The following is a 25,635-nucleotide window of genomic DNA, read 5'->3' on the forward strand; positions in this document are numbered from 1 at the left end:
GCAGTGGGCGTGAGAACCGGATTTATAACCTGTAAAAATATACCCTGTGATGCCATTAGTTTCTGTAGTGCTCCCTGCTCATAATTGTGAACAATTCATCACGGAGAGCATCGAGTCTGTCCTGAACCAGTCGCTGACCGACTTTGAACTGATCATCGTCAATGATGCCTCCACCGACCGTACCCCTGAAATTATCCGGAGTATACCGGATAAACGGATTGTTTACCTGGAAAACAAAAGCAAACAGGGGATAGCGAGGTCGCTGAACAAGGGGCTGCACTTTTCCAAAGGCAGGTATATCGCGCGGATGGACGGGGACGATATTGCGATGGATACCCGTTTTGAAAAGCAGGTGACCTACCTGGACGAAAACACGGATGTGTCTGTACTTGGTACGAACATGGAACTGATGGGAACGGGCACCGTCGGTACAATGGCCGTCGGCGATGAAATACACAGGATTTACCTGCTAAAGGTAAATACCATCGCGCACCCTACCGTGATGATGCGGAAGGCGCATCTCACCGCCAACCGGCTTTTCTATGACAGGCTGGCGGATTATGCCGAAGACTATAAATTGTGGACGGATGTGGCGGGCAGTAACCTGAAAATCGAGACGTACCCCGAGGTATTGCTGAAGTACCGGCCTCATCAGAAGCAGACATCCGTCACCAAATCGCGCGAAATGGAGCTGACCGTGCATAAGATCAGGCTCCTGTACGCGTACAATTATTTTTCCGGCACTTTGCGGGGAAGGGAAGACATTTACCTCGAACTGATGTCCAATTGCATGGACCCCGGTAAAACGGACGATTATCATCAGCTGATCCATGATATCAAAGCGGAAAACAGCAGAAAACACTATTTTAACGAAAAATTATTCGAGCGTTTTTTTGAGAAAGTGCTGGAAGGGAGTATTTAATGGCACGGTAATACCTGCCTTCGAAACGCTCAACGGTGCATGGAAGAAAGGCACGATCTCCGCTGGTACATAATCATGAAAAGAAAATGGATAAATCAGAGAAATTCTGGAACAGGAGTGCGAACGGGTACGACCGGGAAGAAATGAAGGACAGGGCTGTACGCGCCCGGATCGTTGAGAAAGTAAAAAAGCACCTCAAAAAAACGGACAGCGTGCTGGACTTTGGCTGCGCTACCGGCATCGTGGCCCACGAAATTACCGGGGACGTGCATATGGTACACGGTATCGACATGTCGGCGGAAATGATCCGGATAGCACAGCAAAGAGCCGCCGGGCGCAATATCGACAATGTACGATACACCCGTTCCACAATATTTGATGACGGGCTGAAGACCGGCACTTTTGACGTGATCCTGGGCATTTACATGCTCCATTTGCAGGACAACCTGCCGGCAGTGTTAAAGAGAATACATGAATTATTAAAACCCGGTGGACGGTTCCTGTCCGTAACGCCCTGTTTGGGAAAGCGGTCGCTGGCCGGCATTGTGCTGTCGATTGTCAGTAAAACCGGTTTGATCCCACCGCTGCGGCTATTCAATATTGCTGAGGCGGAAAGTGCCCTCATTGCTGCGGGTTTCGAGGTAACTGAAACGGAATGCCTGAAACGCAGGGGCAAGCAGTATTTTATAGCGGCCGGGGAAAGTCCCGCTGCAACACCTATGCCTGTTTAAGCGCATCTATGAGAGACCCGGCCGGAAAAGCCAGCACCCGGAACGACATCATGCCCAGCGCGTACGCCGGAAAGCCAAACAGGTAACCGGCGCCCTTTTTCCTGTCCAGGAACTGCCCGATCGCCCATGTGCTGTAAACAAGTATGACCACCGTCGCCAGGATGTTCAGGCATTCGTGTTGCCGCCCTCAAAGGGAACAGCAACACCAACACTATTGTTGGAATAACCACGATGTTCCCGCCGTTCATGCTGCCGCATGAGCAGAGATGCTGTCCGGATGCAGCTTGCCTGCCGGAAGGAGGCAGGAAAACAGATGGATCACTACGGGAACACCGGGAGAACACCGGGTGTCAGGTGGACTTGCTGCGGATTTGGTGTTTTGATGGTGTGGAAATGGGGTGGAAGCGCGGTATATCGTCAAATAGTGTGTCTGGAAGCGTGAATGAAGCCCGATGGGCGGGTTGGTGAAGCATTCACGGGAAAGGAATAACTCAAAATGATTACTAACGGGCATAGCCGTACGGTCTGCCGGGGCGGCAGGAGCGGGAAGGGTTCACGATGAATTGTAATTGGTATCCGGATGAAACGTGCCATCAGCCTATTCCCGCTGGAAAAATGCCACGGGCAGTTCCCGCATCGCCAGTTGTCCGCCACGATGCGCATGCAGCCGCTTCTTCCGTTTCATCCGCATCGTGCGTTTCACCAGCACGGCAATAACACCCGCAGCCGTGTATTTTTTGTTCCGCAGCATCACCATGCGCCCGTTTTCTTCCACGAGGCTGTTCACTTCCAGCAGCACGCAGCACACCGCCCCCTTTGCCGCCGGGATGGTCAGCGTGATTTCCGGGGCCGGCTGGCCCGCCGGGAGCAGCACCGGCGCCGAAGCTTCGGCGGTGGCCTGCTGATAGGAGGGCTGCACAAACACCGCGATGGCTTTGACGCTGATGTGCGTGGCGCGCGGGTTGTGGCCGAAGTGCTCCATCGCCGGGATGGTGACGGTCAGGCAGCCGTTTTCAGCCCGGGTGACCGTGGGCGTAACGGGGAGCAGGCTGCTGAGGGCGGCATGCGTGTTCAGTTCCATCGACTGCAGCTTCCTGAAGTGCGCCGGTACGAACCGTTTGTGCGCATGCAGGTCGTCCGCCTGCAATACCCCCACCAGGGCCGTGTTCAGCCGGTTGCCGAGGCCGGCCGTGGTGAGGCCGTCCAGCACCCCGCTCATCGCATGGCGCATCACGGCGCCAAGACGGCTCGCTTTCCCGAAAGCCTGGCCGCTGCGTTTGGTGCGGGAACTCCGGCGTACCTGTTCCGGCATGGAACGGAGATAGTACTCGCCGTTCACCTCGTAGCCGATCACGCCGCCGAGTTTCCCTTTAAATTTGAAGAATCCGGTTTGCTTTGCCATAAAAACTGTTTTGGTGACAGCATTCACAACAAAAACCGGGCACAACCTGCCGCGGGCCCGATATCGGGCCCGGCCGGGGCGGTGCGCCATGCATTCAAACAGGCACCTCCATTAGAAAGCATTCAGCGGCTGACGCTCTCCTCTTAGAAATTTACAAAACGGACTTCGATGTGTGATGGAAGTTTTCGAAATCTGGTCCTTGCCCGCAGGCAGGGCCGGTGGAACGGTTTCCGGCAGGGTGATCATGGAATTAAACACGCAAAGATCTTTGCGGCGGGTCTATATCTGGCATTTATGGGTGCTTTGTAGCCTGTCAATGGAAGTCCCGCTATTTGGTACGCCCTCATCGCAAAGAGGCGTGTCACTTAACGGAAACAATCGCTTACACCCGCTTTTTATACGCCCGCATCGCAAAGAAATAAGCCACGAGCATAATGCCCGCGCACCAGGCCAGTGCAATCCATATGTCATGGCCTACCGGCTGGTTGGAGAGCAGTGCGCGGACGGCCTCCACGATCGGGGTCACCGGCTGGTGTTCGGCAAAGGCGCGAACAGCCGGCAGCATAGACGCCGTGGGCACGAACGCCGAGCTGATAAACGGCAGGAAGATGATGGGATAGGAGAAGGCGCTGGCGCCGTCTACCGTTTTCGCGGACAGCCCGGCGATCACCGCGATCCAGGTCAGCGCCAGCGTGAACAGCGCGAGTATACCGGCTACGGCAAGCCACGACAGTATCCCCGCCGGCGAACGGAAGCCCATCAGGAGAGCAACGAGAATGATCACGACTACAGACATGGCGTTGGAGACGAGCGAGGTCAGCACATGGCCCCACAATACGCTGGAGCGCGTGATCGGCATGGAGTGGAATCTCTCCAGGATGCCCCGCTGCATATCGATGAACAGGCGGTAAGCCGTATAGGATACGCCGCTGGCGATGGCGATCAGCAGGATGCCGGGCAGCAGGTAATTCACATATTTGTCCGTTCCCGTCTGAATGGCTCCACCGAGCACATAAACGAACAGCAGCATCATCGCAATCGGCATAATGGTCACCGTGATGATGGTATCCATACTGCGAAGGATATGGCGCATGGAACGGCCCAGCATGATACTCATATCCCTGAAAAAATAGCTTTTTAACGTTTCCATATATTGTTTGTTTTTTTCCGGTGATTACAAAATATCTCCTCCAAAACCAGGATGGCGCCGCCCAATACGTATACGAACGGCAGTATCAGCGCAACCGCCATCACGGCAACGGTACTCATGGTGTTCATGCTGCGAAGGATGTGGCGCATGGTACGGCCGAGCATAACACCCATGTCCCTGAAAAAATAATTCCCTATCGTTTGCATTTACTGTTCCTCCTTTTTGCCGATGATGGCGAGGAATATCTCCTCCAGCGTCGGCTGTTTTTCGACATATTCCACTGTTGCCGGCGGGAACAGCTTTTTGAGTTCCGCAAGCGTGCCGTTCACGATGATCCTGCCTTCGTGCAGGATCGCGATCCTGTCAGCAAGCTGCTCGGCCTCATCCAGGTACTGGGTGGTCAGGAATACCGTGGTGCCGCTGCCGGCCAGTTCCTTCACGATCTTCCAGACCTCGATGCGGGCCTCGGGGTCGAGCCCGGTGGTGGGTTCGTCGAGGAAAATGAGTTGGGGGTTTCCCACCAGGCTCATGGCAATGTCGAGCCGGCGGCGCATCCCTCCGGAATATGTTGACGCCCTCCGGCCGGCGGCTTCGGTCAGACCGAAGCGTTTCAGCAGATCGTCCGCAACCTGGTGCGGATGGCTGAGGTGCCGCAACTGGCCGATCATGACAAGATTTTCACGGCCGGTCAACACCTCGTCCACCGCGGCGAATTGGCCCGTCAGGCTGATCGACTGCCTTACATTGCCAGGTTTCGACACCACATCGAACCCGTTTACGCTGGCGCTTCCGCCGTCCTGCTTCAGCAGCGTGGTGAGGATTTTGACGATCGTTGTTTTGCCGGCCCCGTTGGAGCCGAGCAAGGCGAAAATATGGCCCTTCCTTACCTGGAAATCCACGCCTTTCAGCACCGGGACGTTTTTATAGGATTTTTTCAACCCTTGCGCCGAGATGGCGATTGCATGTTGTGACATAAGCCGCAATTTATTGTGTTAACAAAGTGATACCCGTTACATCCGCTTTACAGCTTTTCAGGAATTCGTACGTGATCCGGTCCGCCTGGCAGTCGATAAACCGGAGTGATTTCAGACTCCTGCCTTTGAAGAAGGTCTTCGTGAGGGTTGCATGCTGAAACGTCACTCTTTTAAAGGCGCAGTTCTCAAAATAACAGTCCTCCACTTTTCCCTCGAAGACCATATCGGCGAAATACATACCGTCAAAAGAGGCGCTGTTCCATACGGCTCCGGCAATGGTGCATTTCTCAAAGCCGCCGGATTTTGCCACCACGCCGGTAAGGTCAGCGCCGGTAAAATCGCAGCCGGTGATATAACTTCCCGAAAATTCGGTTCCTTTCAGGGAGCAGTCCTTGAACAGGTTGCCGGATAAATTGGAGTTCTGGACCTGGCTGTTGCCGAAGTCGGAACCGGAGAAGTCGCAGGTTTCAATATTGTTCCCCCTCAGCAGCAACCCCGACATGTCCGACCCGATAAACTTGCAGCGCTGCATATTGGAGCCGCTGAATTTTTCATGCAGGTTTTTGAGCCCGGAGAAATCGGCGTCTACCCAGTTGCCACCGGACATATTCCAGCTGCGCTTCTTTTCCGGTTTTGCCGCCGGCAGTGCTTCGGTTTTGGCGACCTGGGTGTCAACGGAGGGCGCTTCAGCCACCTCGGAGGGGAAATTCGCCGAGAAATAGTTCAGGTCAACCCCCAGGATTTCGGCGAGACTGTTAAAAGTGGTGATATCCGGCATGGATTCACCGCGTTCCCACTTTCCGACCGCCTGGGAGCTGATGAACAGACGCTGGGCGAGCTGGGCCTGGGAGATATTGATCTTTTTTCGTGCTGCGGCAATTTTATCGCCGATCATTTTTGCATTCAACATACGTTCTGTGTTTTGATTTTCGACAATGCAAAGATATTCAGATCTATTCCCAGGATCCGCAAAAAGGCCCTCACTATTGGTTGTTGTTCCGCTATTTGCAGTTGTTATTTGACAACTACCGGTAGTATTTGCGGTAATTTGGGTGAAACCGGCAGTTGTAAACGGAAAACAACCGGGTTTGGGCATGCCGGTATCCATAGGAAGGCGCCCGTTGCACCTCATACAAAACGCGCCTGGGCGCTTTGTTATATTTTAAAATAATTGAATGGCTACGGAGAGCCATATTATATATGGTCTATAGCTAAAGGTGATTTTCGGGGGGAATACGACAATTGCTCAGGACAAAGCACCTGAATAACTACAGCCGGGCCATATTGTATGGCCGACAGTTTTCGGGGAATACGACAATTACTGAAGGAAAGGCACCTGAATAATTACAGGCAGGTCATATTATATGGTCTATGCAAAAGGCAATTTTTCGGGGAACGTGGCAATTGTTGAAGCAAAGGCACCTGAATAATTACAGGCAGGTCATATTATATGGTCTATGCAAAAGGCAATTTTTCGGGGAACGTGGCAATTGTTGAAGCAAAGGCACCTGAATAATTGCAGGCAGGTCATATTATATGGTCTATGCAAAAGGCAATTTTTCGGGGAACGTGGCAATTGTTGAAGCAAAGGCACCTGAATAATTACAGGCAGGCCATATTATATGGCCTGTAACAAGGGAAATTTCCAGGGAACTTAATTGTTAAAGAACGAATACGTCCCGAACAAAACCGTGGAGGCGAGCCCATTATTTCAAACAAAGCTATCCCGGAACTAAAAAACAGGCTGGAAGAGCCGTGATGGAGTAGCAGTCCAACCAGGAGATTCCCGGTCATGCCTTCCGGAAATATTCCTTCCATTTCTTCGAAAAAAGTATTTGGATGCCCGGGGAATGTTTTTTATACTTGTGAAACGGGTACGTACACGTATTTTACCGTTTTACCACGTTACAGTCAACCAAATCCCTGTATCCGCAGAGCGCTGCGGTATCATTCAATAACTGGTCACATATGAAAAAATGGATAGCCGCTTTGGTGTTGGTACCGGTATGTTTAGCACAAATGCCCACCATGGCGCAGCCGAAGGCGACCGTAAAACCTTCCGTGAATACGCCGGAAGAACTGGCGCGGCTCGATGCCTACGAGGCACAGCTGGAAAAATATCTCGTGCATTACCTCTCGGACGAATACGATGCGAGGGCCAAAAAACTCTGGAACCGCGATTACAGCAGTCCGGCTGCGCTGGAGCGCTCGGTGGAGCCCAACAGGCGGGCATGGGAGGCGGTGATCAGTCCCCCGCAACTTACCAAAACCGCCCCGCTGCAAAAACGCCCGCACCAGATCGACGAGGTGAAGGCCGAGTGGATCGTGCAGCCGTTGGGCATCGTAACCGCCGAAGCCGTGCTGGCCTTTCCGAAAGGTGCCAGCGCCAAACGGCCCGTGCCGCTGATCGTTGTGCAGCACGGTAACGGCAGCTCGCCGGAAACGCCCTTCCGTGACGGCGGGTACCATACCTATGCCAAAGCCTTGCTGAAAGCGGGGTATGCGGTGCTATGCCCCCTCAACCTGCGCTCCACCGAAAGAAGGAACAATATCGAGCACCTTTGCCGCCTGGCCGGCACCAGCCTGCCGGGCATCGAGCTCGTACGCCTCCAGCATCTGCTCGACAATGTGCTGGCCGACCCGAGAATAGATGCGGAGAAAACAGGCATGTGGGGCGTATCGCTCGGCGGCATGGCCACCATGTTCTTCATGCCCCTCGAGCCGCGCATCAAAGCCGGCATCGTATCGGCCTGGTACAATCACCGCATCAACAAAATGGCCGTGAAAGACGAGCGCTACAGCAGCTTCCAGAAAGGCAACGAAAACTACGCATTTATGAAAGGCTGGCTCAGCGGTTATTCGGATCACGACGTGGTGTCGCTCATTGCCCCCCGCGCGCTGATGATACAGCACGGTAAAAAAGACGGCATCGCTTACTGGCCGCAGGTAGAGGAGGAGTTCAAAAAAGGGCGACTGCATTACGAGCGCCTGCAGATGGCCGACCGCATGGAACTGACGCTGCATGAGGGCGGCCATGAAGCCATCGTGGAGCCCGGCATCCGCTTCTTCAACAAATGGCTCAAAGAGAAAAAATAAACGAAAGTGGCACGGCATGGATATTCTGGCGTTACAACAACAGGTTGCCATATACAGGGATGAGAACGCCTACAAGCGGCTGTTCCTCCATTTTTATAAAGGCCTCATCCGTTTCGCCGATACCTATGTACGGCAGCACGAAGTGGCGGAAGAGATCGTGTCTGACGTGATGCTGAAAATATGGACCATGCAGGAAGCCCTGACCGGCATCCGCAACCTGAAAGTATATCTCTTCAAGGCCGTGCGCAACGGCGCCATCAATCACCTCCTCAGGAACCGGCACTATACCACGTGGGACATCGACCAGCTGGCCCCTGAAGCCTTCGTGTCTGCCGGCACGCCCGAAGATGAAACCATCCACCGCGAGCTGAAGCACCGGTTCGCCGAAGCGGTGAGCCAGCTGCCGCCCAAGTGCCAGATGGTGTACAAGCTCATCCGCGAAAACAGTTTCACTTACCGTGAAGTGGCCGCCATTCTCGACATCTCCGAAAACACGGTAGACCGCCACCTGAGCATTGCCATGCAACGCCTGGGCGCCGTGCTGCAAACCTACCGCCATACCAGCCGCTAAACCTCCTCAAAAAAAAGTTTGCCACCCATTGGGGAGTTTTCCCGGCAGCCTTGTCTTACCCATAATCGCCCTTGCTATTTTATGAAGGAAGAACGTTTTTACCACCTGGTGCGGCGCATCCTTTCCGGTGCAGCCAGCACGGAAGAAGCCGCAGAACTGCAGCAGCTGATCGACGCCGATGAGCAGCTGGCGATACTGTACCGGCAGGTGTTCCCGGGCGGGGAGGAGGAGCAGGACGAGGATTCGGAAGCCCTGCTGGCATATTCCGCCCATTATGCGCGGATGCAGATCGCGGGCCTGTTCGACCCTGCGCCCGAAGCGGAAGTGCGGCGCCCCCGCCGTGTAAAGATGTACCTGCTGCCTGCCGCGGCCTGCCTGCTGGTGATGGCACTGGCCGGGGCCTGGTGGTTCGGCCTGCGCGACCATTCGCTGGCCGGGCGGGAAATCAAAACCCCCAAGGGCTCCCGCTCCCACGTAGTGCTGCCGGACGGATCTGAAGTATGGCTCAACGCCAACAGTTCCATCACTTACAAAGGCGATTTCAACCGCACCGGCCGCGAGCTGACCCTCACCGGCGAAGCGTATTTCAAAGTGGCGAAGAATGCAGACAAACCCTTTATCATACAGGCCGGCGCCCTCCAGGTAAAAGTGCTGGGCACCGCCTTCAACATCCGTTCGTACGCCGACGAACCGGATATCGAAACCACGCTGGAAAGCGGCTCGGTGGAAATCACCCTCAACGACCAACCGGGGAATACGATACAATTGAAGCCGGGCCAGAAGCTGCGGGTCGACAACAGCCTGCACACCGCTTATGCGAACGACAGCACCGTGAGCGAGCCCGCCGATCCGGCCGGCGCCATGCTGCTGCTGAGTAAAATGAAAGTGGATACCGCGGGCAACGCCATGACGGACGCCGCGTGGAAGGAGGGCAAGCTGGTGTTCGACGGCGACGATTTTCAACGGGTGGCCTCCAAGATCGAGAAATGGTACAACGTAACGGTGGTGGCGGAAAACAGCCTCCTGCAGTCATCCCGCTTTACCGGGATATTCGACAACAAATCGCTCGAAACGGTGCTGAGCACCCTCCGGGAAACCGGCAAGCTCGCGTATCGCGTGGAGCACGATACGGTGTATATCCGCTGACAGAAAAAATATGAATAACAGTTAATGATGGTCAACTAAAATCGCACAAAAAAAGGAAGGAGAATGCGCTAACATCCTCCATTCCATGGTAACGTTTCATGTAACGGCTCTTTCCGGGTGCAAAAGGGAAAGGAGCCATTATTTACAATCACCAAACATCAAATGTATGAAAAAAAAGAAAATAGGCCCGGGGCTCAGGCCCGGTACGCCTGTTATTCCACTTGTCAAGTTTTTACTCATGATGAAATTGGCAGCCATTATCGTTTGTTTGTGCTCCGTACAGGCGTTCGCCCTGTCCGGGTACTCGCAGGACAGGGTGTCGCTCAACCTGAAGCAGGCCCCGCTCAAGAAGGCGCTGAAGGCTATCGAGCGCCAGACCTCCATTCACTTCGTTTACAGCGACGAGATACTGGATGGCAAAGCGCCCGCCGATATACTGGTGGTCGATAAAACATGGGCGGAAGCCGTGCTCCACCTGTTGAGCAACACCGGCCTCACTTACAAGCAGGTAGACGAGAACCTGGTGGTGATAACGCCCGCCACGGCCAAAACATCCCTGTACCAGACCACCGTGCGCGGCAAGGTGACCATGAAAGACGGCCAGCCCCTGCCCGGCGTCACCATCGTGGAAAAAGGCACCATGAACGCTTCCTTCACCAAAGAAGACGGTACGTTCTCCCTCACGGTAAAGAACGACTCCGCCATACTCGTGTTCAAATACATCGGTTTCGTCACCCAGGAGCACCCGGCCAAAGCCACGGTGAACGTTGTGATGACGGAAGACAATACCGCCCTCGACGAAGTGGTGGTGGTAGGGTATGGCGAACAGAAAAAGATCAACCTCACGGGCGCGGTAGATGTGGTGCGCAGCGAAATGCTCTCCAACAGGCCCTCCGCTAACATGGGCGAACTGTTGCAGGGCGCCTCGCCGAATCTTAATATTGCCGTCACCAACACGGGCGGCGAGCCCGGCGCCGGCCGTTCCTGGAACATCCGCGGCCTCGGTTCGCTCTCCGGCAGCGCGCCGCTGGTGCTGGTAGACGGGGTGGAGATGAACATCAACAACCTCGACCCTGAAGCGGTGGAAAGCGTGACAGTGCTGAAAGATGCCGCCGCTTCCGCCATTTACGGCGCCCGCGCCCCCTTCGGCGTTATCCTCATTACCACTAAAAAAGGCTCCGCCAACAAAGGCGTGCAGATACAGTACAGCTACAACCTCGGCCTCGCTTCACCGATCAATCTCCCCAAATGGAGAAGCTCGTACGATTACGTGATCGCCCGTAACCAGGCGCTCGTGAACGCAGGGCAGCCACCCAAATTCCCCGCCGAGCAGATCGACCGCATCAAACGGTATATCGACGGCTCCTACCTGCCCGAGTACGATACCGCCAACCCGCCGCCAACCCTCTGGCGTGGCCGCCACGACGGTAACGCCAACTACGAGTGGTTCGACATGTACTTCAAAGACCAGGTGGCCAATCATAAACACGGCCTCAGCCTCAGCGGCGGCACCGAAAAAACGCAGTATTACATTTCGCTGGGTTATTTCAACCAGGGTAGTTCCTACAACTGGGCCGACGAGAATTACAAACGCTACAACATGGTGTCCAACTTCTCCACGCAGGCCACCAAATGGCTGACCGTGAACCTGAGCACCAAGTTCGCCAGCTCCATGCAGCAGCACCCCATCGGCTCCAGCGGGCTGGAAAAGAAACAGATCATTTCCGAAATGATGAAGTTTTATCCCACCACGCCCATGTACAACTGGAACGGCACCGTCAATAACCCGTACGTGCAGCAGCTGATGAATGCGGGGCTGGAAAAGATACGCGACAACGATTTCTGGGGCACCATCAGCGCCGACATAGAGCCGGTGAAAGACTGGAAATCGACCGTGGCGTACAGCTACAACTACTTCGGCGGCAAATACACGAAACACGACAAGCAGGTGTGGCTCGAAGCGCCCAACGGCACGAAGTGGAACATCGGCTCACCGGAGAACGGGTTTACCCAGGACTGGGACGAGAACTATTATTCTTTCCTCTCCGCCACCTCCGCTTACCAGAAAATACTCGGCGATCATTTCCTCCGTCTGATGGTGGGGTATGAGCAGGAGTACAAGCAGTTCAACAGCATCTCCGCTTCCAAACGCGGCCTCGCTACGGAAGAAGTACCCGCCATCCGCACCGCCACCGGCGCCATGCAGGTGAACGACGGCATGAGCCACTGGTCTACCCGCGCTTTCTTCGCCCGCTTTAACTACAACTACAAAGAAAAATACCTGCTGGAACTGAACGCCCGGTACGGCGGTTCGTCGCGCTTTGCGCCCGATTCACGCTGGGGTTTGTTCCCGTCACTGTCCGCCGGGTGGAACGTGTCGCGCGAGAACTTCTGGACCGGCGGCCTCGCCAAAGCCGTGAACAGCCTCAAGCTGAGAGGTTCCTACGGCACGCTCGGCAACCAGAACGTGGCCAATTACCTGTACATGTCCATCGTACCGATATCCAGCAATCTTGAATGGATACTGAACGACATCCGTCCCAACTATTCCGGCATTCCCGCCATCAAAAGCCCCTCGCTGACCTGGGAGCGCATCAGTACGCTGGACTTCGGTGTGGACGCGGCCTTCCTGAACTCGAGGCTGAACATGACCTTCGACTGGTATAACCGCCGCACCACGCACATGTTCGGGCCCGCCATTACGCTGCCCGCCGCGCTGGGCACAAGCGTACCGCAGGAAAACAATTCATCGCTCTCCACCAAAGGCTGGGAGCTGTCGCTTTCGTGGAGAGACAACCTCTCCGCCAACGTGGTCTACAACCTCCGTGCGTCCGTGGCCGACTACCGCGCCACCATTCTCGAATACCGCAACGATGCCGGCCTGATCGACAGTTATTATAAAGGCAAGGTGTACGGCGAGATCTGGGGTTATACCTCCGACGGGCTCATACAGGCGGCAGGAGAAAAGATGCCCGATCAGAACAAGTTCTTCAACAAATGGGGACCGGGCGACATGAAGTTCAAAGACCTCGACGGCAACAACGTCATCAACGACGGCAACCGTACCCTGGCCAATCACGGCGACCTTCGCCGCATCGGCAACAACCAGCCCAGGTACAATTTCGGGCTCAGCGCGGGCATCTCCTGGAAGAACTTCGACTTCTCCATGTTCTGGCAGGGCATCGGCCGGCGCGACCTGCTGGTGACCAGCTCCGGCGCCAACACCCTTTTCTGGGGGCTGCTCAACAACGGCGAAGCCTTCTTTTACGGGCAGGAAGATTACTGGCGGCCCGCCAACGAAACCAACCACCTGGGGCCCAATACCGACGCATATTTCCCCAAGCCTTACGAAAGCAACGAAACCTACAAGAACCTGCAGCCGCAAACCAGGTACCTGCTCAACGGAGCGTATGTGCGCCTGAAAAATGCGCGGATCGGGTATACGCTGCCGAAATGGATGACCAGCAAAGTGGCCATCAACATGGTGAAATGCTATGTGTCGGGTGAAAACCTGCTCACTTTCCAGAAAATGCCCAAGCGCATCGATCCGGAAACCGCCTTCTCGTCCATGGGCAGCAGCTCCGTGGAAGGCCTCGGTAAAATTTACCCGATGTCAAGAACAATTTCTTTCGGGTTGAACATCACATTTTAATTGAGCTGTTATGAATCGTATCAAACACATTATACTCGCAATAACGTTGATCGCCACCCTCGGTTCGTGCAAGGATGATTTTCTGCAGAAAGGGCCGCTCGACCAGATCTCGTCTGACGTATACTTCCGTTCCACGTCCGACCTGATGCTGTACGTGAACCAGTTTTACCAGCCTTCCAACGGCCTGCTCGATTTCGGCAGCTCCGGCGGGCTGAATTACAACCGCACCGTGTTCGGCCTTGACCTCGGTACCGACAACTTCGTGAGCGCCTCCATCGACGCACGGCTGAACGGCACGCGCGTAGTGCCCGCCGCGGGCGGAGGATGGGATTACAGCCTGGTGAGGAAAGTGAATTATTTCTTCGAGAACTACCAGCGCTGCAAAGACAATTTCGACACCTACAAACAATACCTGGGAGAAGCCCACTTCTTCCGCGCGCTGATCTACTTCAAACTGTTGCGCACATTCGGCGACGTGCAATGGTACAGCAAAGTGCTCGACACCAATTCTCCCGAACTGATGGATCCCAGAACGCCGCGCAACGTCATTGCCGACAGCATCCTGGCCGACCTCGATAAAGCCGCGCTGTACATGAACGCCGAAAAAGTCAGCAACGGCCTGCGCCCCGATAAATGGGTAGCCCTGGCCCTGCAGGCACGGGTGGCGCTGTACGAAGGCAGCTGGGAAAAGTACCATGCCGGTACCCCGTTTGCCGCCAAAACTGCGGATCCCGACAAATATTTCCGGAAAGCCGCGGAAGCCGCACAAACCATCATGAGCTCCGGCCGCTTCGCCATCTATTCCACCGGCAAACCCGACAAGGATTATTACAACCTGTTCGTGCTGCCAGACTATGCCGCCAACAAGGAAGTGCTGCTCTGGAAGAAGTTCGACAAGGGGCTCGGCATCGTGAACTACCGCAGCGTATCCAGCGACTTCCCCGCCGGCGCCGGTGTCACCAAAGGCCTTGCAGACGCCTACCTCTGTAAGGACGGGCTGCCCGTTTCCGTGAGCCCGCTGTTCGGCGGTTATACCAACATCAACACGGAAATGAAAGACCGCGATCCCCGTTGGGCGCAAACGATCTTTACGCCCGCCATGCCCTGGGAGATCAAAGGCGTGGACACCATCACCTGGAACCAGGCCGTGTATTCCAAACTCTTCAACAGCTCCGAAAATTCCACGCCTACCGGTTATGTGATCAGGAAAGGCTACAGCGCCGAATTCGTGAACCACGACCTCAGCGGCGGTACCGAGCCCGTGATATTTTTCGGGTACAGCGAAGTGCTGCTCAACTTCGCGGAAGCCAAAGCCGAGCTGGGCCAGCTCACGCAGGCCGATGTAGACAAATCCATCAAGCTGCTGCGCGACCGCGTGGGCATGCCCAACCTGGTGCTCGCCAACATTGCCGCCGACCCGAAATGGGACTTCCCGACGCTGTCGCCCGTGATCAACGAGATCAGGAGAGAACGCCGCGTGGAACTGTCGCTCACCGGCTTCCGCTGGGACGATATCGCCCGCTGGGCCGCCGGCGACGAATACCTGGCCGGCAAGCGCCCGAAAGGAATCTTCTACGGCAAATCGTTTCCGCAGAACCCTTATCCCAACGACGCCGACGGGTTCATGGACCCTTACAAAACCCCGGCGCCGAACGGCTATGGCTTCAGGATAGACAGGGATTACCTGAGCCCGCTGCCGCAGAACGAACTGACGCTCAACCCGGCGTTAACCCAGAACCCGGGCTGGCTGCAGTAAGTTGATACCGATATTTCTTTAAGGAGCCGTCCCTGAAGGGGGGCGGCTCTTTTTTTGTTCCTCATATTTTCCATCACGCGGTGTGGTGAAGCGAACGAACCTTCTTATATTCGATCAAAGGAAACCGGCAACAACAACAGCACTTACGTAATAAAATGAGTTATACCACCATTCAACCCTGCGAAGAACTGAAAGCGTATATCAGTCATTTTTGGGTGGCTACGTGGCAAGAACAGCTGCCGGCAGCCGGCTCCACCTATTATGTGACGGCAAGCAGCCTGACGGAGCTGGCATTTGGTTTCGCGGGACCGGATTTGATGTGGTCGTCCGCACAGGGGCATACCTGTAACCACGGGCAATATCCCGCAGGCGGGTTTTACGGATTGTTCGGGGTTTCGATGTACTCACATGCCGTGCCAGCGCTTTTCCATCTTCCGGCTTCGGAGCTCAATGATCGTTTTCTTTCCCTGGACACCTTGCTGGGAAATGACGGCAAGATGATGGAAGAAAGGATCGCCATGGCCGCCAATACACAGGAACGGATTGGCATTCTGACCGGTTATTTCATGGCCCAGGTGAAAAGAGAAAAGCTGCGAGACTCCCTTATTTCCAATGCTGCCCGCTATATCAGGATCCACAGCGGCATGGCAAACATCGTAAATATATCCAGGACGTGCTGCCTTTCACAAAAGCAGTTTGAAAGACGATTTAAAGCCTTCACCGGCTTTAATCCCAAGCTGTATGCACGGATTGTCCGGTTTGAAACCACGTTGAACAATTATGCCAGGTATCATAGCCTTACCGAAGCCGCTCACGCCAACGGTTATTATGACCAGGCCCACTTCATCCGTGACTTCAGGACATTTGCCGGGTACAGCCCTGTCAGATTCCTGGAGCTGAGCGGTTACTGAAAATGTCCAATTTGTACAATTCCACGCCAGGCCCCATCGCTAATTTTGAGGCAGAAACAAGACTCATTCAATATGGACAACAAATCAATTGCAGCGATCCTGGCATCACAATACCAGGCGACTCTCGGCACCCTTCGCCAGGCCATCGAAAAAGTTCTCCCGGAGCAGTGGAATGACCAGGAATACCATAACCCCACCTGGCAAATTGCCTATCACGTTTTGTGGAGTGTAAAGTTCTATCTCGGCGCGGATCCGGAAAGTTACACCCCCTGGGAAAATGCCATTGAAGGAGCGGAAAGTTTAGGGGGCAGCCAAAGCTGGGAAAATCCGGATGCAGGCGTGAAGGTAGAGGGTTATCATACAAAAGAAGACTTGCTCGCATTCATCACCGACATTGAAAACAGCTTGCCAACGGCCGTTGAAGCAATACCCCTTGATGGCGCTTCGGGGTTTGAATGGTACCCATACACGCGCCTGGAGCTGCATATCAATACCATCCGTCACATTCAGCACCATTCGGCGCAGATCATCGAGCGGCTTAAATCAAAAGGGATTTCGGGATTTCCGTGGTGGGCGGACAAAAACCAGCCGCAGGAATGGGCATGAGCCGCCGGGTGAAATAACTGGAGAAAGCCGGGGCTTTTTAAAATTGCGGTTGGAGGATTGGACCCAAAGCAATCCTTTGGGGTACAAAACTCGAACCGCTTTATTCCTGATTCCAAAAAACCATACAAATAACCTGACCATTATGAGTTTCCAACATTATATATTCCCACCGTATTATTTGGGCGGTCTATCTTAAAATATAACAGCCAGGCGTATTTTTTGTCAACAATACAAAAATCCTGCTCGTCCTGGCCGGAAGATAGATATATAAGTTCCCGGAGCGCCCCGTATTTACAGTCATATACCTGAAAACTGGAGCCCATCGGGATTTTGAAAAAGAATAACCAATAGTTGCCCCCGTTGTCGAGCCCAGGTAATTCTTCATTATACAACTGACTAAGGCTGCATTGTTTAACGAACGTACCATGCCTTAACAGCTCCGCTCTGTTGTCAGATTCCATAAAGTTCAGCATGGTGCAGCCGAATAGTCTTGTAACTATTTTTGTGATGATCTCAGGCCCGGCCCTGAAAGGATCCTTGAATCCGTCCGGGAACTTCTTTTTTACCAAATCAATTTTTTCGTGCCAATACATGCTTCCGGTGATTAAATGATGTTATATCGCGCTTTGATGCAACAATATTGAATGTAGCAATTATCTGCATTGATGCCGTTTTTGCTGCATAAAAAATGCGCGGGGTGCAGGTTTTGTCCTTTTTGTGGGCCAGATCCCACCAAACCCCAACCTTTCTTGTCCTGCGTACGGTTGTCCCGGATTCTCTCATCTGTGCCTATAATTTTCAGACCAATAAACGCCGGTTTCGTCACATAAAATAAGCGTTTCGAATAATTATTCCTCTTTTGTATGTATAATGAAATCCTTTTACATACATTTACGCAATTAATATCGAAATGAAAGGTACAAACCTCGGAGAATTCGAAGAACTGGTGCTGCTCACCGTTGCGGCATTGATAAACGAAGCATATAGCGTAGCGATATGCGACGAGCTCTCGGACCATACCGGCCGTTCAGTGAAACTTGGCGTGGTGCACGCGGTGCTCAACCGTCTCGAAGAGAAGGGGCTGGTGAAAAGCGAGCTGGGCGAAGCAACGAAGGCCCGTGGCGGTAAACGTAAAAGATTCTATCAACTCACGATGCAGGGAAAGGCGGCACTGGTCAGCGCCAAATCGATGCGCGACCAGCTGTGGGCACGGATACCGTCGCTTGGCTGGGAAAACATGTAGCATGAAAGAAGAACGGCAACACCACCCGCCCGCCTGGGCGCAGCGTTTTGTGGAATGGTACTGTAAGCCCGCGCTCGTGGAGGATCTTACGGGGGACCTCAACGAATGTTTTGAGCGGAACGTGCGAACCATCGGGCCACGCCGTGCGAAGCTGATCTACATCATTGATGCCTTCAAATTCTTCAGAAGCTATACGGTACGGAAATCAATATTTGTCAACCTTTTTATGAACCGGATCATGATCGGAAGCTACGTTAAAACATCAGGGCGCAACCTCATGCGCAACAAGCTGTTCTCATTCATCAATATCCTTGGCCTGGCCATCAGTATGTCCGTCGGGTTATTGCTGATCGCGTTTGTGCTCGACCTGCGTTCGTACGACAGGTTCCACCAAAACGGCGAGCGGATCTACCGCATCACCAACGTACTGACCTCCAACAGCGAAGAGAACGGCAAGTTTGCGACCACCTCCGTAAAAACGGGACAGCTCATCCGGGAGAAGGTGAACGGCATCGAGGAAGTGACGATCATGCGCAACAACTTTTCGGGCGATGCGAAGGTGGGCGACAATGTTCTTCCCATCACCGGTTTCTGGGCGGAGCCATCGTTGTTCAGGGTTTTCACCTTCCCGATGATGGAAGGCAACCCGGCAACGGCACTGAAAGATCCCTATTCGGTCGTTCTCACGGAAACGGCGGCAAGGAAGCTGTTCGGTAACCAGGCCGCGCTCGGCAAGGCCATCACGGTGGACACGCTCGTGTACCAGGTGACCGGTATCATGAAAGACGTTCCCTTCTTTTCGCACATCAGTTTCGAAGCGCTGGTATCATTGTCCACGGCCGAACAAACCCATAAAGGCGATAAACATTTTGCCGACTGGACCAACATGTGGTCCAACTCCGTTTACATCCTGCCATCGGAAAATGCCGACATGGCTGCCATCCGCTCGCAGCTCGGCGCGCTTGCCAGGGAGGAGAATCTCGCCGAAGAAAATACCAGCATCCAGCTCGAACTGCTTCCTTTGTACAACATCGTGGTGGGAGAGAGCCTCCGTCAATCTGAAGGCGGCCCAGGGTTCGCGGGCCCTCACATGCCCCCGATCGTGCTCTGGATACTCGGCGGGCTGGCATTTGTGGTGATACTGTCCGCCTGTTTCAACTATACCAATCTGTCGATAGCGCGCGCCATGCGCCGCATCAGGGAAATAGGCCTTCGCAAGGCGATCGGCGCCGGAAAGAGCCAGGTGCGGCTGCAGTTCCTGGCCGAGGCGGTCATGATCTCCCTGGCGGCCCTGCTGCTTTCATTCCTCCTGTTTCTCGCCCTGCGCCCGCTGCTGATCAACATGGCCCCGGAGATGCAACGCACGGTGAAACTCGATCTCACGCCAGCCATGGTTGTGGCCTTCATCGTTTTTTCAGTCGCCGTGGGAGTTGTTGCCGGCTTCATGCCCGCGATATTCTTTTCGAAAATCAGCCCCATCAATGCCTTCGGGAATGTCGCCTCGGTGAAAATGTTCAAATACCTCACGCTGAGGCGCGCTTTGGTGGTGCTGCAATACACGGTTACACTGATCTTCATTACCACCACCGCCGTCGGCTACGTGCAGTATAAGAACATCCTGGCATTCGACCTGGGGTTCAGCACTACCAACATCCTGAACATCAACATGCAGGACAATAAACCCGACGCGATGCTCAAGGAACTCCGCGAGATGCCGGAGGTAACCGCACTGTCCAGATCGCTGATCACCACCGGGGTAGGGAACGCCTGGGGCGGCAATATGAAATACAAAGATTCGCGGGATTCCGCGCTGGTGATGACCAACCATGTTGACGAAAATTATTTGCCGCTGCATGACTATAAACTCATAGCCGGAGGGAATTTTATCGCCCGGCCCGCCACAGCCGAGGCCGTAGGCGAGGTAATCGTCAACCAGCAGGTTGTAAAGCGGTTCAACATCGGTTCCGGCAACCCCGAGAAAGCGATCGGGGAGGAGATCACCCTGAACGGGCGCAAACTGACCATTGTCGGCGTCATGCAGGACTTTCACTATGGCAAGGTGGAGAACCTCATCGGGCCGGTAGCCTTCACGTTCTGGACACCCGGCGACAGGGCCATCATCAGCGCCAAAATACAAAGCGCCGACATGCCGGGCACCCTGGCCAAAATTGAGTCCACCTGGAAGAAGATCGATCGTGTTCATCCGTTTATGGCCGAATTCTATGACGAAGAAATAGAAGAAGCGTACAGCGAATTTTCCACCATGATCAAGATCATCGGGTTCCTGTCGTTCCTGGCTATTTCCATCGCATCCATGGGGTTGTTCGGCATGGTGGTGTTCACCACGGAAACAAGACTGAAGGAAATCGGCATCCGGAAAGTGATGGGCGCCAGTGCCGGCAACCTTATTTTCCTGCTGAGCCGCGGGTTCCTGTTCCTCCTGTCCGTATCGGCGCTCATTGCCCTGCCGGCGACTTACCTCTTTTTCAGAACCGTTGTGCTTCCTCATTTCCCTTATCACACGCCCGTGCAAGTCACCGAACTGACCGTTGGCTTGCTCGCGGTATTGCTGATCGCTTTCATGATGATCGGATCGCAAACGTTGAAGGCGGCGAGGAGCAACCCGGTGGCGGTGCTGAAGAGTGAATAGGGGTAGCAGGTTTCTGTCATCCATGGCAATTTAATTTTACACCGTGGTATTGGGGTGCTGGTGCGCAAAAGTGCGGAATGAATGCCGTATTGCCCGCTCTTGCAATAGAGCCGTCCATATTTTACTTTTGCATCGACATCAATGATAACAGGCACGATACTTAAACATTAAAAACTCATGAGCAATAAAAAAGGACTGCCGTTCCCATTCATAATTGTAGCAATCATTGTAGGATGTGCCATTTATAAGCAGTTTGATTTCAAAACCTTAAAATTCGAGAATACAGCATTAGCTATCATATATATCCTGACCTTCCTTTTGTCTGTTTTCGTGCTTGTCAGGAGCATTATCGGGAACAGGGAAGAAAAATAACAGGATATACCAACACCTGTTAAATGCGATAATCCGCGCAGACGGTGATCTGCGCGGATTTAATCGGATAGGCTTTCGTTTCCGCAATCCCGATATGACACTTTAGCCGGTGTATCTCCCCAAAAAATACCTGTTCAATTTCCGGTTGCAGGCGGGAATTCGTGTCGGTAATTTTGGCCCTCACTTAATTCTCAACTAAATACCCGAAACATTTATGACTGGTAATCCATATTCCAGGTGGCTGGTGCTGCTTGTGATCCTGACAGCGCCGTTGCTGTATGTGATCGATATTTTCATCATCAATATTTCCATTCCAACCATCCAATCGAGCCTGGGAGGCACTCAGGGAGAGATGCAGCTGGTAATCGCAGGATATCTGCTGGGCAGCGCCTGTTTCCTGATCATCGGCGGAAGGGCGGGTGATTACCTGGGCAGAAAAAAAATATTCTTTTGGGGAATGCTTTTCTTCACTGTCGCCTCCTGCGTCTGTGGCATGGCGCAAACGATGCAGCAACTGAATATCGCGCGGTTCCTGCAGGGAGTCAGTTCCGCGTTCATGGTCACCCAATCCATCGCGCTGATCCAGGAACTGTTCCCTGAGCAAAAGCAGCGTGCAAAAGCCATTGGATGGTATGGCATTACACTGAGCATTGCCGCCATTATCGGGCAGATCCTCGGCGGCTACCTCGCTGAGGTAAAAACAGCCATTGAAGGATGGCGGCTGATCTTTTTTATCAATGTGCCTGTCGGCATCACGGCGCTGTGGGCCATCCGGAAGTATTTACCGGAAACCAAAAGAGAAACCGGCATCGGTTTCGACTATTCAGGGGCTTTGCTGCTGATGTGCGGGCTCGGCAGCTTTATCTATGCCATTACGGAAGGAAGGGAACGTGGCTGGCCCGCATGGAGTATTGTATTGCTGCTTTCCGGCAGCATCACCATGGTCAGTTTCTTTTACAACCAGAAAAAGAAGACCGCCGCCGGCAGGCATCCGCTGATGGATACGCAACTGTTCAAAAACAGGCATTTCATTCTCGGTTTGTTATCCGTGCTTTTCCATTTTATGTTCCATACGGCCTACCTGCTAATAGTAGCGGTATATCTTCAGAATGGGCTGGGGCTCTCCGCGCTGGCATGCGGCCTCTATTTCGTTCCACATGCCATCCTTTTTATGGGAAGTTCCATACTGGCCTCGAAACTGCTTACAACTTACGGTAAAAATGTTCTGCTTGCCGGATTGCTGATCATCTTCATCAGTTTTGTATTGCAGATAAAAATGTTCACTACGGAAAGCCAGCCCTTGCTGAACATGCTGCTCATCGGGATATATGGCCTGGGCAACGGGATGGTGCTTCCGTTTTTGTTGAATATAGTGCTGGACAACATCCCGGCCCGCCATGCAGGGGTATCGGCCGGTATTTTTTCCACCTTTCAGCAAATTGCTTCGGCGCTCGGCATCTGCATTATCGGAGGACTTTTCTATAATTCGGTTTTTCAGGAAACGGGCGCTGCTTACAAAGTTGCCCTCGATAATGGCCTTATTGCCGGTATCGTTTGTATGATGATTGTTGCCTGCATGTTGTTTTCGCTTCCTGCCAGCCGCCAGGGGGAGGGACGCGCTAATGCGGTTTCCTTTGAATAGGGACGCAAGAGGAGAGGAGATCAAACGGATACACATTTGGAGGGTTGAATAAAAAACCAATAAATTTGTGGCAAAAAATTATGAAAACTCTGGCAAGTGAAGTAGGTATAGAAGAGGAAAAACATCTCATCCTGCTTACGCTTAACGATTATCTTCAAGGACGTCCGGTAAAAGACATCGAAAGGCTCCGGGGAGCATTTCACCCCGATTCACATATCAGGACCATCATAGATGGAAAGTTGGTTCAGTGGACACTGCCGCAATACCTCGACCTGGTTGCCGAAGCAACCATACAGGAATGCCAACCCAAACTCCTTTCATACACCTGGGATGGAGACACAGGAGCTGCCCACGTACAATTGACCTTTGCCACCTTCCGGTTCATTGACCGGTTTAACCTGGTAAAGTTAGACGGGAAATGGCTGATCGTGGATAAGGTCTCCTATCGGCAGGAATTGCCGTGAGGGGTGGTTGGGCAGGAAGTTACCGGTCTGCAGCAACACCTGATAAATAGTGAATGTATGCTGAAGCAAATCCAAACAAGAAACCCGCGTAAATGCAGTATTTACGCGGGTTTCTTAATTTCATTTACTCTTTCCTGAGCTTTTTCCGAGACCCGGCCACGAGATTTAAAATTCCAGCGGAACCCGCCACAGGAGGAGAGAAGTACTTACCCGATATCGACAGGCCCCGAAAAAGGCAGCAACCACATCATTCCACCTGCTGCTGCTTCAGCAGTTCGTTGCCGGCCTGCCTGTTCTTCAGCAAATTGATGTACTTCAGCGCAAGACGATTGTTATATTCCTCGTAGGCTTTCTGCGACCATTTGATCGCAAGGTCCAGCTCTCCGTTGATCTCACAGATGATCGCCATATTATAGCAGGCCCTGCCGGCCACGGTGTTGCTGGGATTCGTGGTCTCTTTCTTCCATAGCTCAGCGGCGCCGTCCCAGTTGCCGGTTTGCGCTTTACGCCGGGCGGTCCTGAAATTGTCTGTGCCTTTCACATAATAATCCCTGGTTACCCTGGTCCGGTAGGGAATAATCCGCATGGCATAATGTTGCCCCGCCTGTGCGCCCACTTCCTTTACCGCCTCTTTGCGGTTGATCAATGCACCCGCGGCGGCGGCCGGGTTGATGCCTCTGCCGGAAAAAGTAATATCCCTGGAAAGGGGAAATTCATCCAGGATATTCCTGCTGGCGGGATCATAGATCCGCCAGCCTGTTTTGACACTGGTCAGCATGCTGGCCCGGTGCTCCAAGCCCGATACATTGCCCACCGGGGTTTTCAAGGAAACCGGTGCAGCGGCGTAGCTGATCTTGGAATCGGTGTCAAAAAGTTCCAGCGAGAAGAGGGCATCCACATGATGTTCCCGGCATATTTTATCTACGGTTTCCCAGGAGAGCGGCGCAGAGAAAAGTCCCGGGGCAGTGGTGGTCAAATCCAGCTCGCCCAGCTCTTTTACCTCACTGAAACGGTTGTTCTTCAGCAGTTCGCCGGCAAGCCCGCTCACGCTGCTTTGTGCCCCTTCCTTGTCCAGCTGCGCCCCCTCCAGGCTGAATATCTTGTCAACGACGTCTACCGCCTTATGCTGTGCCGTGATGGTGGTCCTGTTCAGCACGCCGGGACTTTTAACATAGGACGGTATGGTCACAGGCGCCGGTTTCAATACATTAATGTAAACCAGCTCGGTAGATTTGCAGGAACTGAACGTGGCCGCTGCTAAAGTGATGAAAAGCAGGTTTTTCAGGTATGTTTTCGTAGTCATAGGTGGTGATTGATGCAATGAGTGCCTCTCGTTTAACCAGTGCTCACCCTAAAGTTACATATAATAAAATCAACATACAACTATTCCCTCCCTGCATATAATGTATTTTCTCTTCACCAAGGATTATCAAAAGCGGGATATAGCTGTTTGTCTTCACTGCTGCTACGAATCATGCAAGGTGAATTCAGGGCGAGACAATTTTAGATTTTTTTATGCGCTTTTAAATCCAATACATCTAAAACCTTGGGTGAAACTTTCAAATCGGACCGGAACTTTAAAACACCCTTTATGAAATGTCTTTTTAATTCTTTTCCATTGCGTATTGAAAATGGGGTATTGAATACAATAGCTTTATAAATTATTGTGTTGCTGGAGCTATCGAAATAATATACACAAATATCAAAACCTGCATCTTCACCCTCCGACAAAACCACATCATAATTTTTCTGATCGGGATTTGGGTGTAAAGACGCAAAAGTCAGGGACTCAACAATTATTTCATTATTACAATGGTGCAAACCATTTTGATCAACTACTACTTTGGTAATGTTACTTTTACTGGTAATAATTGTATCCTTTAATACCGCATATACCAAAAAGGATAAAAGAGTTACGGATAGTATTACAGAAGAAATTTTAAATTCAACAGATATTTTTACGGATTCAATAATAATTATCTCCAAATAAATTATTCCTGCAATTGCACTCGCAAAAATAAATGCTCCTAAAGCCCTTGCTATAAAAGTTATCTTCTTTGATTTTAATGATTTTATTTTGGCAAATTCATTATGCTGAGCATCCATTCTTTGTTGGAAGTTAGAAATTACAAATTACAGTTATTGAAGTAAATTTAAGAAGGATAATTTATTATTCAGATTTTTGGAGTTGTTGAAGAATTTGAAAGGAATCTGATCAATAAAGGTCTAAAGCAGGTATAGAAGGCAGGATGGTATCATACCCGATGATTTTAGGCTTCGGCATTGAACGACCACTATCCACCTTGCCGCGTGGCCAGGAAGTATATGTATTACTTATTTTTTCTAT

Annotated in this window: 21 protein-coding genes; 13 read left to right on the forward strand and 8 right to left on the reverse strand. The window is 52.8% G+C overall.

The genetic code is table 11. The annotated features are described in order from the left end of the window. Positions 1 to 49 precede the first annotated feature (49 nt). Positions 50 to 922 (forward strand): glycosyltransferase family 2 protein, encoded by an 873-nt coding sequence (locus tag EGT74_RS13710; protein WP_123847158.1) that lies wholly within the window; start codon positions 50 to 52, stop codon positions 920 to 922. An 86-nt stretch (positions 923 to 1,008) separates the two neighbouring features. Beyond that, the gene (locus EGT74_RS13715; RefSeq protein WP_123847159.1) at positions 1,009 to 1,653 is read left to right on the forward strand and encodes a class I SAM-dependent methyltransferase; all 645 of its coding nucleotides are present in this window, start codon (positions 1,009 to 1,011) and stop codon (positions 1,651 to 1,653) included. A 598-nt stretch (positions 1,654 to 2,251) separates the two neighbouring features. Here the strand turns inward: EGT74_RS13715 and EGT74_RS13720 are convergent. The 5 genes from EGT74_RS13720 to EGT74_RS13740 form a co-directional block, all read right to left on the reverse strand. Next, the gene (locus EGT74_RS13720) at positions 2,252 to 3,055 is read right to left on the reverse strand and encodes a hypothetical protein (RefSeq protein WP_123847160.1); all 804 of its coding nucleotides are present in this window, start codon (positions 3,053 to 3,055) and stop codon (positions 2,252 to 2,254) included. Positions 3,056 to 3,437: 382 nt separating this feature from the next. Beyond that, entirely contained in the window at positions 3,438 to 4,205 is a 768-nt protein-coding gene (locus EGT74_RS13725) for an ABC transporter permease (protein WP_123847161.1), read from the reverse strand. Further along, positions 4,193 to 4,411: a hypothetical protein gene (locus tag EGT74_RS13730; RefSeq protein WP_123847162.1), complete on the reverse strand. Its 219-nt coding sequence runs from the start codon at positions 4,409 to 4,411 to the stop codon at positions 4,193 to 4,195. The genes EGT74_RS13725 and EGT74_RS13730 overlap by 13 nt, the downstream gene beginning before the upstream one ends. After that, positions 4,412 to 5,179: an ABC transporter ATP-binding protein gene (locus EGT74_RS13735; RefSeq protein ID WP_123847163.1), complete on the reverse strand. Its 768-nt coding sequence runs from the start codon at positions 5,177 to 5,179 to the stop codon at positions 4,412 to 4,414. A 10-nt stretch (positions 5,180 to 5,189) separates the two neighbouring features. Beyond that, positions 5,190 to 6,089 carry a pentapeptide repeat-containing protein gene (locus EGT74_RS13740; RefSeq protein ID WP_123847164.1) on the reverse strand — a complete coding sequence of 300 codons (900 nt, stop codon included), beginning with the start codon at positions 6,087 to 6,089 and terminating at the stop codon, positions 5,190 to 5,192. A 1,058-nt stretch (positions 6,090 to 7,147) separates the two neighbouring features. Between EGT74_RS13740 and EGT74_RS13745 the strand changes: the two genes are divergently transcribed. The 7 genes from EGT74_RS13745 to EGT74_RS13775 all read left to right on the forward strand — a co-directional run bounded on the left by EGT74_RS13745 (position 7,148) and on the right by EGT74_RS13775 (position 16,917). Further along, positions 7,148 to 8,275, forward strand: coding sequence for an alpha/beta hydrolase family protein (locus EGT74_RS13745; RefSeq protein ID WP_123847165.1), 1,128 nt, complete (start codon positions 7,148 to 7,150; stop codon positions 8,273 to 8,275). Positions 8,276 to 8,291: 16 nt separating this feature from the next. Next, the gene (locus EGT74_RS13750; RefSeq protein ID WP_158618144.1) at positions 8,292 to 8,846 is read left to right on the forward strand and encodes an RNA polymerase sigma-70 factor; all 555 of its coding nucleotides are present in this window, start codon (positions 8,292 to 8,294) and stop codon (positions 8,844 to 8,846) included. 81 nt (positions 8,847 to 8,927) lie between these two features. Continuing rightward, positions 8,928 to 9,992, forward strand: coding sequence for a FecR family protein (locus EGT74_RS13755; protein WP_123847167.1), 1,065 nt, complete (start codon positions 8,928 to 8,930; stop codon positions 9,990 to 9,992). A gap of 238 nt (positions 9,993 to 10,230) precedes the next feature. Next, positions 10,231 to 13,644, forward strand: a complete 3,414-nt coding sequence (locus tag EGT74_RS13760; RefSeq protein ID WP_158618145.1) for a SusC/RagA family TonB-linked outer membrane protein — start codon at positions 10,231 to 10,233, stop codon at positions 13,642 to 13,644. A gap of 10 nt (positions 13,645 to 13,654) precedes the next feature. Then, positions 13,655 to 15,400 (forward strand): RagB/SusD family nutrient uptake outer membrane protein, encoded by a 1,746-nt coding sequence (locus EGT74_RS13765; RefSeq protein WP_123847169.1) that lies wholly within the window; start codon positions 13,655 to 13,657, stop codon positions 15,398 to 15,400. Positions 15,401 to 15,555: 155 nt separating this feature from the next. Then, on the forward strand, positions 15,556 to 16,311 hold the full coding sequence (locus EGT74_RS13770) for a helix-turn-helix domain-containing protein (RefSeq protein WP_123847170.1): 756 nt from the start codon (positions 15,556 to 15,558) through the stop codon (positions 16,309 to 16,311). Positions 16,312 to 16,383: 72 nt separating this feature from the next. Further along, positions 16,384 to 16,917, forward strand: a complete 534-nt coding sequence (locus EGT74_RS13775; protein ID WP_123847171.1) for a DinB family protein — start codon at positions 16,384 to 16,386, stop codon at positions 16,915 to 16,917. 140 nt (positions 16,918 to 17,057) lie between these two features. Here the strand turns inward: EGT74_RS13775 and EGT74_RS13780 are convergent, their stop codons facing one another. Further along, positions 17,058 to 17,510, reverse strand: a complete 453-nt coding sequence (locus EGT74_RS13780) for a hypothetical protein (RefSeq protein WP_123847172.1) — start codon at positions 17,508 to 17,510, stop codon at positions 17,058 to 17,060. 317 nt (positions 17,511 to 17,827) lie between these two features. On the opposite strand from EGT74_RS13780, the gene EGT74_RS13785 reads away from it, so the two are divergent. The 4 genes from EGT74_RS13785 to EGT74_RS13805 all read left to right on the forward strand — a co-directional run bounded on the left by EGT74_RS13785 (position 17,828) and on the right by EGT74_RS13805 (position 23,288). Further along, complete coding sequence (locus EGT74_RS13785; protein ID WP_123847173.1) at positions 17,828 to 18,160, forward strand: PadR family transcriptional regulator; 333 nt, start codon at positions 17,828 to 17,830, stop codon at positions 18,158 to 18,160. Position 18,161: 1 nt separating this feature from the next. Then, positions 18,162 to 20,810 (forward strand): ABC transporter permease, encoded by a 2,649-nt coding sequence (locus EGT74_RS13790; RefSeq protein ID WP_220392878.1) that lies wholly within the window; start codon positions 18,162 to 18,164, stop codon positions 20,808 to 20,810. A 586-nt stretch (positions 20,811 to 21,396) separates the two neighbouring features. Beyond that, entirely contained in the window at positions 21,397 to 22,824 is a 1,428-nt protein-coding gene (locus EGT74_RS13800; RefSeq protein WP_123847175.1) for an MFS transporter, read from the forward strand. A gap of 80 nt (positions 22,825 to 22,904) precedes the next feature. After that, positions 22,905 to 23,288, forward strand: a complete 384-nt coding sequence (locus EGT74_RS13805) for a nuclear transport factor 2 family protein (RefSeq protein WP_123847176.1) — start codon at positions 22,905 to 22,907, stop codon at positions 23,286 to 23,288. Between the two features lie 247 nt (positions 23,289 to 23,535). On the opposite strand, the gene EGT74_RS13810 is transcribed toward EGT74_RS13805, so the two are convergent. Beyond that, the gene (locus EGT74_RS13810) at positions 23,536 to 24,591 is read right to left on the reverse strand and encodes a DUF6340 family protein (protein ID WP_246008210.1); all 1,056 of its coding nucleotides are present in this window, start codon (positions 24,589 to 24,591) and stop codon (positions 23,536 to 23,538) included. Positions 24,592 to 24,791: 200 nt separating this feature from the next. Continuing rightward, positions 24,792 to 25,394 carry a hypothetical protein gene (locus tag EGT74_RS13815; RefSeq protein WP_123847177.1) on the reverse strand — a complete coding sequence of 201 codons (603 nt, stop codon included), beginning with the start codon at positions 25,392 to 25,394 and terminating at the stop codon, positions 24,792 to 24,794. Positions 25,395 to 25,635 lie beyond the last annotated feature (241 nt).

The sequence above is a fragment of the Chitinophaga lutea genome (genome assembly GCF_003813775.1).
Classification (GTDB): domain Bacteria; phylum Bacteroidota; class Bacteroidia; order Chitinophagales; family Chitinophagaceae; genus Chitinophaga; species Chitinophaga lutea.